Here is a 14289-nt window from a genome sequence, read left to right as displayed (position 1 = left end):
GATCGATCGGATCAGACCTTCGCGGCCTCGTCGGAAGGATCGTCGATCGCGCCTGCACCCGTGGTCGGTGCGGTCTCGTCCTGCTGTGACCGAACACCTTCCTCGACCTTCTTGCCGAGCTCTGCATCGACGTTGGTCCAGTACTCGAACACCCGGCTCAGGACGGGCTCGCTGACGCCGTTGAGCACGTGTCCGACGATGTTCCCGACGAGACGCTCGCGCTGCGCATCGTCCATGACCTCGCGGACCAGGGCTCCTGCTTGTACGAAGTCACCGTCCTCGGGGTGCTCGATGTATCCGGTGCGCACGAAACGGGGCTCGAAGTCCCACGCGCCGTCGTCGCCGTACTTGTTCGTGTCCGCCGACGGGCCGCCGAACGAGTTCGGCGCGTAGACGGGCGTCTCCGGGGAGTTGAACGAGTACCGCATGTTGCCGTCCTTGGAGTACGAGTTGACCTCGGACTTCGGGGCGTTGACCGGCAGCTGCGCGTAGTTCGCTCCGATGCGGTACCGGTGCGCGTCGGCGTAGGAGAAGACGCGTCCGAGCAGCATCTTGTCGGGGCTGAAGCCGATGCCGGGCACGGTGTTGGACGGCTCGAACGAGCTCTGCTCGATCTGCGCGAAGAAGTTCTCCGGGTTGCGGTTCAAGGTCATCTTGCCGACCTCGATCAACGGGTAGTCCTTCTGCGACCAGACCTTGGTGAGGTCGAACGGGTTGTACTTGTAGTTCTCGGCCTCGTCGTACGGCATGAGCTGGACCTTCAGCGTCCAGCTGGGGAAGTCACCGTTCTTGATGGATCCGAAGAGGTCCTGACGGTGGTGGTCGGGAGACGTACCGGCAACCTCGTCCGCCTTGTCCTGCGTCAGGAAGTCGATACCCTGGTCGGTCTTGAAGTGGAACTTGACCCAGGTCTTCGTGCCGTCCTCGGCGATGAGCTGGTAGGTGTGCGAACCGAAGCCGTCCATGTGGCGGAACGACTTGGGGATACCGCGGTCACCCATGAGCCACGTCACCTGGTGTGCCGACTCGGGCGAGAGGGTCCAGAAGTCCCACTGCATGTTGTTGTCGCGCAGACCGGAGTCGGGCATGCGCTTCTGGCTGCGGATGAAGTCCTGGAACTTGATCGGGTCCTTGACGAAGAAGATCGGCGTGTTGTTGCCGACGAGGTCCCAGTTGCCTTCCTCGGTGTAGAACTTCAGCGAGAAGCCACGCGGGTCACGCCAGGTATCGGGGCTGCCCTGCTCGCCCGCGACGGTGGAGAAGCGCGCCAGCATCTCGGTCTTGGCACCGGGCTGCAACGCCTTCGCCTTGGTGTACTTGCTGATGTCTCCGGTGATCTCGAGTTCACCGAACGCGCCTGCGCCCTTGGCGTGCACGACGCGCTCCGGGACCCGCTCACGGTTGAACTGCGCCATCTTCTCGATGAGGTAGTGGTCGTGCAGAAGAATCGGTCCCTGCGTTCCGGCGGTCAGCGACTGATCGTCACTGGGGACGGGGATTCCCGAGTTGCTGGTGGTCGGTTTGTTGGTGATCGGCTTGGTCATACGAAGCCTCCTGAAGGGCTGAATCGAATCCGAAGAGGGCTGTTCTTCGAAAGATCTGTGAAACCGAGCGGCCGTACGCTGGACCGCAGTGTCAGACGGAATGCCTCGTGCAGTCGCCGCACAAACCCCAGAAGACGATCTCGGCTTCGTCGACGACAAATCCATGGGTGTTCTCGGGGACGAGACACGGCGGAGCCCCGACGACACAGTCGACGTCGACTACGCCGTGGCACTCTCGGCACACGAGGTGATGGTGGTTGTCCGCCGTCCTGCTCTCGTACAGCGCGGCCGAACCGGCAGGTTCGATGCGACGTAGCAGACCTGCGTCGACGCAGGCCCTGAGCACGTCGTAGACGGCTTGAGTCGGCGTCCCAATGCGGTCGGGCTGTGACCGCATTCAGGACTGCAACTCGCGGGAGTGGAGCCCGCAGGAACGACCCGGGGTGCAACAAGCCCGGTGACGCGGAGACCGACCGAGCGCAACTGCGCTGCGGGGTCGACGCGTTCGGTGAGCTGCATGCACTCAAGTATGCCCCTAATCTGGACTAAGTCAAGAAAAGCGGCTCGTAGCTATCCGACCAGGCGCGCTTCACCCGTCCGCATCGACCCCGACACGATCTGCAACCCGAAATACGTGCCCGACGGCATCCAGCGACTGAGCGTCGGGCCTTTCGCGTCCACCTCGACGCGGGCCACCCTGGCTCTGCCCTTCAGACTTGCGGTGGCGATGGCCGAGCCGCCGGACACCGGCTGCGCGAAACCGAGGGAGCCGAGCATCGGGAACTGCGGTCCCACGGCGCGGGACGTCGTCCGCACCGACCATTCGTCGCCACTCGCCCCGGCCTCGCCCAGCACGTCGCCCTCGAATTCGGCCAGCACCTTGGGCAGGTGCCAGTTGGTCCGGCCGCCGTGCACCGACGTCGCGGAATCGACGGCGATGAACGGTACCGCCATGCGAGGAACGCGTCCGACGTCCCGGCGCAGCGCCGGGCTCGCCAGGATCTCGCGGTACGGGCCGACCGGCGACGTGGTGTAGTCGACGACCATGCACATCGTGATCGGCAGCGTCTTGGCACCGCTCGGTGCGAAATCCGACGACCGGGCCCGATGCCACCAGATCGTGGCGCGTACGTTCGCCGGCCACGGCGCTGCCGGACTGACCGGCCAGTCGGTGCGCTCGGTCTCGGATTCGGTGACACTCCACATCAGGAATCCCTCCCCACGACGGTCAGGGGGAGCCGCAGGGCACCCGGGGCCGACACCGGGACAACCGGATGCACCGGCTGGGTGGGTGTGATCTCCTGATACTCCGTGCCCACCGCGGGTCGTCGATCGGGCTCACCTTTGTTGGGCCACAACGCCATTGCACGCTCGGCCTGGGCCGTGATCGTCAGGGACGGATTGACGCCGAGGTTGGCGCTGACGGCAGAACCGTCGAGCACGTGCAGTCCCTCGTAGCCGTAGACCCGCTGGTAACCGTCGATCACGCCGGTCTGCGGCGAGTCGCCGATCGCGCAGCCACCGAGGAAGTGCGCGGTCATCGGAATGTTGACGATCTCGGCGATCGATCCGCCCGGGTCACCGCCGATCTTGTCCGCGAGCAGACGAATGGCCTCGTGCCCCTGCGGAATCCACTGCGGCGGTGGATCACCTGCGCCGGGCCTGCTGGTGAGGCGGCGCCCGAACGGTCCCTTCTTCGATCCGAGCTCGAGCGAGTTGTCGTCGGTCTGCATCACCAGCGCGATGACGGTTCGCTCCGACCAACGATGCACCGACAGGCTCCGTACCGCAGCGCCGGGGTGACGCAGCGCGACACCGAGAGTCTTGAGTACGCGCGGCATCTTGCCGCCGCCGTCGCTGAGCACGGTCTGCAGCAGGCCGATGGCGTTGCTGCCCTTGCCGTATCGCACCGGCTCGATGTGCGTGTGATCGTCCGGATGGAACGACGACGTGATCGCCACGCCCTCGTGGTAGTCGACCTCACGGCCGCGGGCGGTCGCCGCGAGCACGGCCTCGGAGTTGGTGCGCACGAGCGAACCGATCCGCTCCGAGAGGCGCGGCAGCGAGCCCTTCTCCTTGGCTGCGAGCATCAGCTTCTGGGTGCCGTAGGTGCCGGCCGAGAAGATCACCTGATCCGCGGTGATCGTCTTCTCCTTGCGACGCAGCTTTCCACCGGTCCGACGCGTCACCACGTCGTAGCCACCGGCGTTCGGGCGCACGTCCACGACTGTGGTCAACGGAAGAACATGCGCGCCTGCGTGTTCGGCGAGGTACAGGTAGTTCTTGACGAGTGTGTTCTTCGCCCCGACGCGGCAGCCGGTCATGCACGCTCCGCACTCGGTGCAGCCGGTGCGCTCGGGCCCGGCACCGCCGAAGAACGGGTCGGGTGCAGTCTTGCCGCGATCGCCGAAGTAGACGCCCACCGGGGTCGAGGTGAACGTGTCCCCCACACCCATGTCCTCGGCCACCTCTTTCATCACCTTGTCCGAGGCGGTGATGGTCGGGTTGGTCTCGACGCCGAGCATCCGGCGGGCCTGGTCGTAGTACGGATTCAGCTCGCGCTGCCAATCGGTGATCGAACCCCACTGCGGGTCCTCGAAGAACTTGGCCGGAGGTTGGTACAGCGTGTTCGCGTAGTTCAGCGAACCTCCGCCAACGCCGGCTCCCGCCATCACCAGCACATCGGGCAGCAGGTGAATACGCTGCACCCCATAGCAACCCAGCGCCGGAGCCCACAGGTACTTGCGCAGACGCCAGCTGGTCTTCGGCAGCTCGTCGTCCTCGAATCGGCGGCCGGATTCGAGAACCGCCACCCGGTAGCCCTTCTCGACTGCCCGCAACGCGGCGACACTGCCGCCGAAACCGGAGCCGATGATCAATACGTCGTAGTCGCTCATGCGGATACCACCTCGTTGTCTGAGTCGAGAGCGTCGGAGACGAGCCGATAGTTCGACACGTCGAACTCGCGCGTCTTGTTGCGGAACCGGAATGTGTAGGTGGGCCACATCGTGGAGTTGCGACCGTTGGAGTCGAGGTACCAGCTCGAGCAGCCGCCGGCATTCCAGACGGTGCCGTCGAGCGCGGAATCGACCCACGAATTGTGCTGCCGCTGAGCGGATTCGTTGACCTCGACGGCCGCGATCCTGCGATCCTTCATTTCGTTCAGCGCGGAGACCACGTAGTTGGCCTGCGACTCGAGCATGTAGACGATGGAACTGTGCCCGAGGTTGGTGTTGGGGCCGTACATCAGGAACAGGTTCGGGAAGCCGGCGACGGTGGTCCCGAGATGCGCCTGCGGACTACCGCCCCAGTGTTCCGCCAGCGTCCGACGGTCGTTGCCGCGCAACAGATGCGACACCGGCGGCTCGGTGGGGGTGAACCCCGTCGCGAATATGATGGTGTCCACCTCGTGGTTGCGGCCCGAGGCGTCGACGACGCCGTTCTCGGTCACCGACGTCAGCCCCGACGTCACGAGATCGACGTCCGGCCGGTCGAGCGTCGGCAGCCAATCGTTGGACAGCAGAAGCCTCTTGCAGCCGGGTGCGTAGTCGGGAGTCAGAGCCGTACGCGTCACGGGATTCTTGACCTGACGCTTCAGATTCGACTTCGCGAACACTTTCACGGCGGGCAGCAGCCACGGGTTGTCCGCCAACACGGTCACGTAGGCCTCGCGGTAGCCGTAGATGACACCACGAACTGCTCGGTGCGCCAGCGGGATTCGCTCGTAGAGCGTGCGCTCGAGCCGGCCGATGGTGCGGTCGAGGCGCGGAATCACCCATGCGGGGGTGCGCTGGAAGACGGTGAGCCGCTCGGCGCGGTCGACGATCTCGGGGACGAACTGCACCGCCGACGCCCCGGTGCCGATGACGGCAACCCGCTCGCCGGTCAGGTCGTGCTCGTGATTCCAGGTGGCCGAATGGAACACGGTGCCGGTGAACGTGTCGATGCCGGGGACATCCGGGATCTTCGGAGTGGACAGCGCCCCGGTGGCGGCGACCAACACCCGGACGCTCGCGGACCCCTGCGACGTCTGCACCGACCACCGCTTGCTCCCCTCGTCCCAGGTCGCGGACTGCAATTCACAGTTCGTGACGATGCGATCGTTCAGATTCAGGCGATCCACCACCGAACGCAGGTAGTCGAACAGCTCCGGCTGGCGCGCGAAGGTATGACTCCACTTGGGGCTAGGGGCGAACGAGAACGAGTACAGCGACGTCGGCACGTCGCACGCGCACCCCGGGTAGGTGTTGTCACGCCACGTGCCACCGACGTCGGAGGCGCGTTCGATCACCGTCACGTCGGCGCTCGGATCGTCGGCGAGGATCTTCGACACCGCGGCCAGGCCCGCGAAACCGGCTCCGACCACCAGCACGTCTAGCTGTGCGGGCAGTGTTGCGTTGTGTGCGGGCAGCGTTGCGTTCACGAATCCATCACCTTTTCGGACCAGACGGGAAGGAGCCGCCCGCGCAGTTGCGCGTCGGCTTCGGGAGTACGGAACAGCGCCGAGACAGCCAGTCCGCGGGCGAGTTCGACACTGAGCTCGATGGACTCGGGGGACATCCGGCTACCCATGACGATCTGGGCGCCGCCCTGAATGGCCTCGGCGACGCGTCGCTCCAGCGGGATCATCGCCTCGTGCAGCGCCGGGTCGGTACGGGCCGCCACCCAGAGCTCGAGCGCGGCGTGGAACAGGGGGCCGGAGAACGCGTCGGCGAGGATCTCGGGCCCTCGCTCGGGGTCCGGTTCGGCTTCGAGGATCTCCGAGAGACGACGATCGACGAGGTGCTCCACGGCCGCGATCAACAGGGATTCCTTGGTCGGGAAGTGGTGCAGTTGCGCGCCCCGCGAGACACCGGCGCGCCGGGCGATCTCCTGGGTGCTGGTCTTGGCGAAGCCGAGTTCGACCAGGCAATCGATCGCGGCGTCGAGCAGCTTCGCCCGAGTGCCCGCGGTGCGTTCGGCCTGCGTCCGGCGCTCGGTGGGAGCTGCATCGTCGAGCCCTGTGTCGGTAGTCACACTTCGCACAGTAGCGCGAAAACAACAAACAGTCCAGCCTGACTTTAAGTTCGTTCACCTCTTCGATTGCGCTGGCGATCTGCCGCCAGGACGGCCGACAGGCCCCACGGGACCAGCAGATCGTGGACCTCGTCGCCGCCGTGACGCAGTCCCAGTGACCACCGTTTGTCTCGGCTCGCCGCGGGCAATACCGCTGCAATGCCCCTCGCCTCCCACGGACGCTTCGACTACTCCCCCATCGTCGATCGGCCACAGTTCGACTGGCCGGGTGGCGCGCGCCTCGCGGTGTACGTCGCGGTCAACTGCGAGCACTTTCCGTACGACGACGGCAAACCCGGCCTGGGCTACACGCCCGCGATGGATCAACCCAATACCTACAACTGGGGCTGGCGCGAATACGGCAACCGGGTGGGCGGGTTCCGGATTGCGGAGACGTTGCAGCAGAGCGGAGTTCGACCGACCTTGCTGGTCAACACCGAGGTGTACGAGCATGCCCCGCAGCTGATCGACGCCTTCCGCGCCCTCGATGCCGAAGTGGTCGCGCACGGACGAACGAACGCCGTCCAACCGAACGCTCTGGACGAGGATGCCGAGCGACGCTCCATCGACGAGGTGACGACCGCAATCGAGCGTCACGAAGGAGCCCCACCTCGGGGTTGGATGAGCCCCGGCGCCAACCCCAGCCGCGTGACCGAGGACCTGCTCGCCGAACGCGGCTACGAGTACACCTTGGACTGGCCCATCGACGATCAGCCGGTGTGGCTCGAGACCCGGGGCGGCCCATTGCTGAGCATCCCGTACCCGCACGAGGTCAACGATCTCCCTGTGTTCGTTCACCACCACCAGACCGCAGAAACGTTCGAGCGCAACATCATCGACAGCTTCGACGAGCTGAAGGAGAACTCGACCCGCCAACCCGTAGTGCTCGCGATCTCGCTGCACACCTTCCTCACCGGACAGCCCTACCGTCTCCGACGGTTCCGCGCGGCGCTGCAGCATATGACCGACAACAGTGACGGCGTTTGGTTCACCACCCCGGGCGAGATCGCGGCGCACTATCGCAGTCTCGTAGGCCCCACAGACACCGGCCGTCGACCACCGCGCGACGGGTAGTTCACCGCTGGTGCCGCCAGCGACCTAGTTCATTTGGGCGGCTACCGAATGATGAAAGCCGGCCCGGCGGTGGCGAGGGATCGGGCGAGAGAGCCGCTGGTGCATGATAGGCGGGCGCGCGTCAGTTCTGATCGACAGCACCGTGCACACGGGGAGGCCGCGCGCCGAAGCATGTCCGATGGGCGCAGGGATCCGAGGGGCAAATGGCTAGGGCGGCGCGACTGATGCGCGGTCAGGCTGCGCGACGTTTTCGGCGGTGGTAGCTGGGGATGGGTTGGCGTGTGGGGTCGATGGATTCGGGTGGGATGGCGTAGGGGTGTCCGTCGTCGCCCATGAACAGTTGCCAGTCTCCGTGGTGGACGAGGCGGTGGCATTCTCCGCAGACCAGAGCGAGGTTGTTCAGGTCGGTGTGGCCGCCGTGTTCCCAGAATTTCACGTGGTGGGCTTGGCACCACTGTGCGGGGCGGCCGCACATCACGCAGCAGGTGTCGCGGATGGTCAGAGCGATCCGTTGGTCGTCGCTGGCGAGTCGGGTGGTGCGGCCGAGGGCGAGCGGGACGCCGTGGTGGTCGACGATGACGGGGGTCAGGTCGGCGTCGCAGGTGAGAAGTTCGGCGAGGGAGCGACTGATCGGCCCGGTCCAGTCGAAGTGGAACGGCCACTCGGCATCGCCCGGCTCGGGCGCAGACCTCTGCCCGGCATCGCTGCTGGAATCGTCGGTTCGTGAATTGTCGCCGGCACCAGCACTGCTCCCGCTGACACAGTGACCGCCGCCCGCACCTTTAGGACTCGTGTCGGCATTACCGGTTCGGGCAGTGCCATCGGCACCAGCACCAGCCCCCTCCCTGACGCGGTGACCGCCGTCAGCGCCAGCACTGCTTTCAGGGACGCCGTGACCGCCGCCAACACCACTGGGACTTGTGCCGGTATCACCGGTTCGCGCGATGGCATCGGCCGCGGGTGGCCTCGAACCCGTTGGTGCGCATGAGGATCGGCCTCTACCACTGTCGGCGAGCAACTCCCGCAGCGGGACGATCAGGTGCACCGACGCTCGCGACCCGCCCGACGATCCCCGGCTGCCGCCGTGTAGGTGCCGGTCGAGGATCTGATCGAGCGCATCGGCCCGCCGCTTCGACGGACCACGCGGGTCGCGTTCACCACCGGGACCCGGGCGCGGGGCAGTCAACGGCGACAACACCGTGAGCAGCTTTTCTGCCAGCAACCGGTCGACGTTGCCGCCGATCTGGAAGCGGCCACCGGCAAGCGGGTGGACATCGAAACGGTTCAGGTCCGGGTTCTCCGCCACCGGTCGCGGTGCAGGAGTCGGCGGAACAGGCTCGGGTGCAGGCGGTTCCGGATCGGGCAGCCTGCCGGTGGAAGTCGCTGAATGATCGCTCCGACCCGCCTGATCTTGACGCTCCTGCTCCCGCTTTTCCTGCTCTCGTTGTTGTTGCTCGCGTCGGTCCTTCTCGTGTCGGGCTCTGGCGTCGTCCGCCGCCGAATGCGCCAGTGCCTGCGCACGGGAGGTGACCTGCCCGGCGGTGCTGCGCATCGCGGTCTCGAGCAATTCCGCGACGACAGCGTCACGGCGCTGCTCGTCGAGGGTGGGGTCGGCGACCACCACGGTGGCGTAGCCGTCGGCGATCGCCGAGGTATGCGCGGCGTGGATGTCACCACCTGCGAGGGCGTTCGACACGCTCGGCCACTCGGTGAGCCACTGCCCCAGCTCCATCTGACGGGCAGCGGACCCGTCGGTGATCCGCACCGATCGCGCGTACCACCGGGTCACCGACGAGTGCCCGAGCTTCATCGCCAAACCGCGTCGGTCCATCTCCGCCAGCAGCGTCAATCTCGTTGCAGCGAGCACATTTTCGAGGGAGGCAACGTCGGCCAGCTCGGAGACCAATTCCTGGTCCCCGAGCCCGAACACATCCCCCCATGTCTTCACCCCACGAAAGCTATACCCACCCACCGACACGTTTCTCGATGACTCGTCTACAACGCCCGCATGCTGTTGTTCCGGGCATTGTGGGTGAGCTCGGCCAGACCGAGCTCCTCGAGTAGCGGCGGCAGGTACATCCCGAACCGGCCGCGGTATCCGCTCCTCAGCCCGTACCAACCGCCGACTGGATTGTCGGGCGAGCGCCCCCACGCTTCGACCGTGCCAGGAGCGGCCGACTTCTTCTCGTCCGCGGCACCGAGCAGTACCCACTCGGCCTGCTCGGTGAGCCACGCGTGCAAGTCCTCGACTGCCTCGATGCGGTAGCGCAGGGTCGTCGTCCCCACCTGGCATACGAGGGCAGGCGGCTCGTGGTCGGGATCGCGGTACATGGTGTACGCCGAGGTGCCGGGGGCGGTGGTGAGAGCCCAAGGGTCGGATGTGGTTCCGCTGCTCATGTGCGAGGTCCGTTCCGTTGTCGCAGTCAGCCGATGGGCAGAAAGGTCGACCGAGCGCGGTGATTGCCTGACGCGGCAGGGCCAGTGTGGGCCGACCGGACGGTGAACGCAAGCAACTCCCAGCCCAGGACAGGTTCGGGTGCGTGCGTCACGGAGCGACGGTGCGGTACCGCAACATCATTTCGTGGTCCTCGTGGTCGAGCATGTGGCAGTGCCACATGTACCCCTGCAACTCGCCGCCTCCACCCATGTCATGGCCACCGTGCTCGCCGCCGTGGTGCGCGGCCGGACCGGCGAAGGTGGCGTCGGGGTCGAACCCGAGTTCGTCGGCCGTCGGGAATCGAACGAGGATCTGTGTGACGGTGCCCGGGTAGGTGTTGACGGTGTCCTTCCACCCGGCTTCCCACGAAGCAGGCGGCACCGATGGACCGGTGAGAAACTTCTCCACCGGCGGAGCCCATCTGGTACCGAATGTGGGCCGGGGGAAGTCTCGTTGGTAGGCGGCGAGGTCGATGGGAATACGGCCCAACGTCCGAAAGTGCGCCAGGTGCAGGTGAATCGGGTGCGGCTCCACCGTCGTGTTGACGATGTTCCACATCTCCACGGTCCCCTGCTTCGGCATCTCGATGTCCGGGTCCGAGTACCGCAGGTTGTTCAGGTTCATCAGCGTCATGTCCAGGTTCAGCCCACCGGACGGCTGGTTCACGGTGACCGTTCGAGTGAAAGTCGCAGCCGGCAACGGCGGCAACACATCCGGCTGACCCTTTCCACCGCGTAGCAACGACGGCATGCCGCCTCGGAAGCCTGCGGCGGACGCGACGCGGAACTGACAGAACAGTGGCATCGGCACCGCACCGAGTGATGCCGCCTGAGCGGGTGGTGGCTCGTCGTTGAGCAGCTCGATCAGTGCGCCCGGCTCCACGGCACCGAAGTCGACGAGGATGTCGGCGCGCTCGGCAGGTGCGAGCCGAATGCTGGTGGTCTCCACCGGGGCGTCGAGCAATCCACCGTCGTTCCCGATGACCCAGAAGCGAAGTCTGTTGGTGAAGAACAAGTTCCACACGCTGTACGACCCGGCGTTGACCACGCGCAGCCGATACATCCCGCGTGCCACTTCCATCGTCGGCCAGATCTTGCCGTTGACGACGCCCACGTCTCCGGTGCCGCCGCCTTCCCATTTACCCTGCGGCACGGTGATGTTGGAGCGGATGCTCATGCTGCCGTCGGGGTTCATGATCTTTTCCTGCAGCACCAGCGGCAGCTCGAACTCTCCCGACGGCAGACCCAGTGCGTTGTCGGGTATGCCGGTGTCCCAACGATCTCGGACCAGGTTGATGCCGAGCAGACCTGCGTAGACGTTGATGCGCGTCATCGACATGGCGTGGTCGTGGTACCAGAGTCCCGCGGCGTCGTTGAGTCCCGGGAAGTTGTGCGTCATCGACTCGCCCGGGCGCACCAGCATCTCGGAGTGCCCGTCGCTCGCCGGTTCGGTGATGCTGCCGTGCAGGTGCAGTGACGTCGGCGTCATCGTGCGGTCCATCTCGCTCATGCCGTGCAGCGAGGTGTCGATGTCCGCGGCGAGCGGGTTGCCTGCGGTGGTGTTGGAGTACTTCAGCGTCCAGGGTTGGCCTTGCTGCGATTCGATGGTGGGCCCGAGGTAGTCGCACTGCCCGTATCCGAAGGTGGGCCCGGGGCGCAGGTCGGCGTGGAAGGAATGCGTGGAACTGTGCGCGTCCAACGTCACTTCCGTACCGCTGATCAGCGGCAATCTCGGCAGCTCGTCCCGGAAGGGCGTCAGGGGCGGTGAGTGGAACAGCAGGGGGCTCTGGCCGCGGAGGAAGTCGTCCGCCAGTGCTCGACGCGTCGTCGACGCCACCGGAAGAGCAGCGGCTCCGGCGGCGACGGCGGCCACGGCCAGCCCTCGCAGCGCGGTTCGACGGGACACAGCTCCGCTCACCCGGCCACCTCTCTACTGGTTGTGATGGGGGCCATACTATGTGCTCGTCGGCTCCCGCCGTCACCCCACACTCGGATCGTCCGGCACGTTCCTGCCGGTGGAGGGATCTATTTCGTCATGGCAACAATCTCGTTCGAGCACACCACCAGGCTGTTTCCGGGCTCCGACACTCCCGCGGTGAACGAGCTCGACCTGCACATCGAGGACGGCGAATTTCTCGTCCTGGTCGGCCCATCCGGTTGCGGAAAGTCCACCTCGCTTCGCATGCTCGCGGGGCTCGAAGAGGTCAACTCGGGCCGCATCCTGATCGGCGGCAAGGACGTCACCCATTCCGAACCCAAGGATCGCGACATCGCGATGGTGTTCCAGAACTACGCGCTGTACCCGCACATGACCGTCGCCGAGAACATGGGGTTCGCGCTGAAGCTGGCGAAGGCGAACAAGGAGGACATTCGCACTCGCGTCGAGGAGGCCGCGAAGCTGCTCGACCTCGAGCCATACCTCGACCGCAAGCCGAAGGCTCTCTCGGGCGGCCAACGTCAGCGGGTTGCCATGGGGCGCGCCATCGTTCGTCAGCCCCAGGTGTTTCTGATGGACGAGCCACTGTCCAACCTGGACGCGAAACTTCGGGTCCAGACGCGCACGCAGATCGCGCAGCTGCAGCGCCGGCTCGGGACGACGACGGTGTACGTCACTCACGATCAGGTAGAGGCCATGACGATGGGCGATCGCGTCGCGGTGCTCAAAGGTGGTGTGCTGCAGCAGTGCGCGACTCCGCGCGAGCTGTACCGGAAGCCGGTCAATGCGTTCGTCGCCGGGTTCATGGGCTCACCGTCGATGAATCTGTTCCGTGCCCCGGTCACCGACGGCGGTGTTCGCCTGGCCGATCAGGTGATTCCCGTACCGCGGCAGACTCTCGGGTCCGCCACGGAGGTGATGTTCGGAATCAGGCCCGAGCACATCGAGATTGCAAGCAGTGGAATCGCTCTGGAGATCGACGTGGTCGAGGAACTCGGTTCCGAGGCGTTCGTGTTCGGCCGCGCAGACATCAACGGCCGCACCGAAACCATCGTCGCCCGGGCCGATTGGCGCAGCCCGCCCGAGAAGGGCGACCGCGTCCATGTGCGCATCGACGACGCGCACGCGCACATCTTCGACGCCTCCGCCGAAGGTCACCGCCTGAACTGACCGTCGTGCGCGTTGTGCGTGACCCCTGGGGACGCACAACGCGCACGAGGTCAGACCAGCAGCTCGGCGATCTGAATCGTGTTGAGCGCCGCGCCCTTACGCAGGTTGTCGCCCGAGACGAACAGGGCCAATCCGCGGCCCTCGGGAACACCCGGGTCCTGGCGGATGCGACCGACCAAGGAATCGTCCGCGCCTGCCGCCTGCAGAGGCGTCGGCACGTCGACCAGCGAGACACCCGGTGCCGAGGCCAGCAGTTCGCGGGCACGCTCCACCGAGAGCGGGCGATCGAACTCGGCGTTGATCGACAGCGAGTGGCCGGTGAACACCGGCACGCGGACGCAGGTACCGCTGACCAGCAGGTCCGGCAATCCGAGGATTTTGCGCGATTCGTTGCGCAGCTTCTGGTCCTCGTCGGTTTCGCCGGATCCGTCGTCCACCAACGCGCCGGCCAGCGGCAGGACGTTGAAGGCGATGGGCGCGACGTACTTGTTCGGGGCAGGGAAATCCACCGACGAACCGTCGTGCACCAGCTTTTCGACGTCGCCGATGACGGCGCGCGCCTGGGTGGCGAGTTCCTCGACACCGGCGAGTCCGCTGCCGGAGACGGCCTGGTAGCTCGAGACGATCAGACGCTGCAGGCCTGCTTCGTCGTGTAGCACCTTGAGCACCGGCATCGCGGCCATGGTGGTGCAGTTGGGGTTGGCGATGATGCCGCGCGGCGGGTTCTTCGCTGCCTCGGGGTTGACCTCGCTGACCACCAACGGCACGTCCGAGTCCTTGCGGAACGCCGACGAGTTGTCGATGACGGTGGCACCTGCAGCGGCGAAGCGCGGTGCCTGCTCACGGGAGAGCGTGGCTCCTGCCGAGAACAGTGCGATATCGATTCCGGTCAGGTCCGCGGTGGACGCATCCTCGACGACGATCTCCTCGCCGCGGAACGGCAGCTTCTTGCCCGCCGACCTGGCGGAGGCGAAGAATCGAACGGTGTCGGCGGGAAAGTTACGCTCCTCCAACAGTGTTCGCATGACAGCACCGACCTGGCCGGTAGCTCCTACGACTGCAACTGTGGTCATC

Annotated in this window: 12 protein-coding genes; 2 read left to right on the top strand and 10 right to left on the bottom strand. The window is 66.0% G+C overall.

What is annotated here, in order from left to right; all coding sequences use genetic code 11:
* Positions 1–11: 11 nt before the first annotated feature.
* From CH271_RS01530 to CH271_RS01505, 6 genes are all read right to left on the bottom strand, one after another.
* The gene (locus CH271_RS01530; protein WP_371828413.1) at positions 12–1544 is read right to left on the bottom strand and encodes a catalase; all 1533 of its coding nucleotides are present in this window, start codon (positions 1542–1544) and stop codon (positions 12–14) included.
* A 91-nt stretch (positions 1545–1635) separates the two neighbouring features.
* Positions 1636–1941, bottom strand: a complete 306-nt coding sequence (locus tag CH271_RS01525) for a Fur family transcriptional regulator (RefSeq protein ID WP_373453607.1) — start codon at positions 1939–1941, stop codon at positions 1636–1638.
* Positions 1942–2114: 173 nt separating this feature from the next.
* On the bottom strand, positions 2115–2750 hold the full coding sequence (locus CH271_RS01520) for an acetoacetate decarboxylase family protein (protein ID WP_094632300.1): 636 nt from the start codon (positions 2748–2750) through the stop codon (positions 2115–2117).
* Positions 2750–4441, bottom strand: coding sequence for a GMC oxidoreductase (locus tag CH271_RS01515; RefSeq protein ID WP_094632298.1), 1692 nt, complete (start codon positions 4439–4441; stop codon positions 2750–2752). Before CH271_RS01515 ends, CH271_RS01520 begins: the two co-directional genes overlap by 1 nt.
* Positions 4438–5967, bottom strand: coding sequence for a flavin-containing monooxygenase (locus CH271_RS01510; RefSeq protein ID WP_256986129.1), 1530 nt, complete (start codon positions 5965–5967; stop codon positions 4438–4440). Before CH271_RS01510 ends, CH271_RS01515 begins: the two co-directional genes overlap by 4 nt.
* Positions 5964–6569 (bottom strand): TetR/AcrR family transcriptional regulator, encoded by a 606-nt coding sequence (locus CH271_RS01505; protein ID WP_373453608.1) that lies wholly within the window; start codon positions 6567–6569, stop codon positions 5964–5966. Before CH271_RS01505 ends, CH271_RS01510 begins: the two co-directional genes overlap by 4 nt.
* 189 nt (positions 6570–6758) lie before the next feature.
* On the opposite strand from CH271_RS01505, the gene CH271_RS01500 reads away from it, so the two are divergent.
* Entirely contained in the window at positions 6759–7673 is a 915-nt protein-coding gene (locus CH271_RS01500) for a polysaccharide deacetylase family protein (RefSeq protein ID WP_094632296.1), read from the top strand.
* A gap of 232 nt (positions 7674–7905) precedes the next feature.
* Here CH271_RS01500 and CH271_RS29160 read toward each other — a convergent pair whose 3' ends face one another.
* The 3 genes from CH271_RS29160 to CH271_RS01480 all read right to left on the bottom strand — a co-directional run bounded on the left by CH271_RS29160 (position 7906) and on the right by CH271_RS01480 (position 12027).
* Complete coding sequence (locus CH271_RS29160) at positions 7906–9621, bottom strand: HNH endonuclease signature motif containing protein (RefSeq protein ID WP_256986128.1); 1716 nt, start codon at positions 9619–9621, stop codon at positions 7906–7908.
* 47 nt (positions 9622–9668) lie between these two features.
* Positions 9669–10070 carry a DUF6855 family protein gene (locus tag CH271_RS01485; RefSeq protein WP_094632294.1) on the bottom strand — a complete coding sequence of 134 codons (402 nt, stop codon included), beginning with the start codon at positions 10068–10070 and terminating at the stop codon, positions 9669–9671.
* A gap of 148 nt (positions 10071–10218) precedes the next feature.
* The gene (locus CH271_RS01480) at positions 10219–12027 is read right to left on the bottom strand and encodes a multicopper oxidase family protein (protein WP_094632292.1); all 1809 of its coding nucleotides are present in this window, start codon (positions 12025–12027) and stop codon (positions 10219–10221) included.
* Between the two features lie 117 nt (positions 12028–12144).
* Between CH271_RS01480 and CH271_RS01475 the strand changes: the two genes are divergently transcribed.
* Entirely contained in the window at positions 12145–13215 is a 1071-nt protein-coding gene (locus CH271_RS01475) for an ABC transporter ATP-binding protein (protein WP_094632290.1), read from the top strand.
* A gap of 50 nt (positions 13216–13265) precedes the next feature.
* Here CH271_RS01475 and CH271_RS01470 read toward each other — a convergent pair whose 3' ends face one another.
* Positions 13266–14288, bottom strand: a complete 1023-nt coding sequence (locus tag CH271_RS01470; RefSeq protein ID WP_037187825.1) for an aspartate-semialdehyde dehydrogenase — start codon at positions 14286–14288, stop codon at positions 13266–13268.
* Position 14289: the final 1 nt, after the last annotated feature.

Origin of the sequence: Rhodococcus sp. 05-340-2 (assembly GCF_002258915.1) — a bacterium.
Classification (GTDB): Bacteria; Actinomycetota; Actinomycetes; order Mycobacteriales; family Mycobacteriaceae; genus Rhodococcoides.
This window is presented reverse-complemented; position numbering and strand designations above follow the sequence as displayed.

Bases quoted from the DNA above. Each gene is read 5' to 3' on its own strand.
- CH271_RS01485 (WP_094632294.1), bottom strand. From the start codon at position 10,070: ATGAGCAGCGGAACCACATCCGACCCTTGGGCTCTCACCACCGCCCCC.
- CH271_RS01470 (WP_037187825.1), bottom strand. From the start codon at position 14,288: ATGACCACAGTTGCAGTCGTAGGAGCTACCGGCCAGGTCGGTGCTGTC.
- CH271_RS01525 (WP_373453607.1), bottom strand. From the start codon at position 1,941: ATGCGGTCACAGCCCGACCGCATTGGGACGCCGACTCAAGCCGTCTAC.
- CH271_RS01530 (WP_371828413.1), bottom strand. From the start codon at position 1,544: ATGACCAAGCCGATCACCAACAAACCGACCACCAGCAACTCGGGAATC.
- CH271_RS01500 (WP_094632296.1), top strand. From the start codon at position 6,759: ATGCCCCTCGCCTCCCACGGACGCTTCGACTACTCCCCCATCGTCGAT.
- CH271_RS01475 (WP_094632290.1), top strand. From the start codon at position 12,145: ATGGCAACAATCTCGTTCGAGCACACCACCAGGCTGTTTCCGGGCTCC.
- CH271_RS01520 (WP_094632300.1), bottom strand. From the start codon at position 2,750: ATGTGGAGTGTCACCGAATCCGAGACCGAGCGCACCGACTGGCCGGTC.
- CH271_RS01515 (WP_094632298.1), bottom strand. From the start codon at position 4,441: ATGAGCGACTACGACGTATTGATCATCGGCTCCGGTTTCGGCGGCAGT.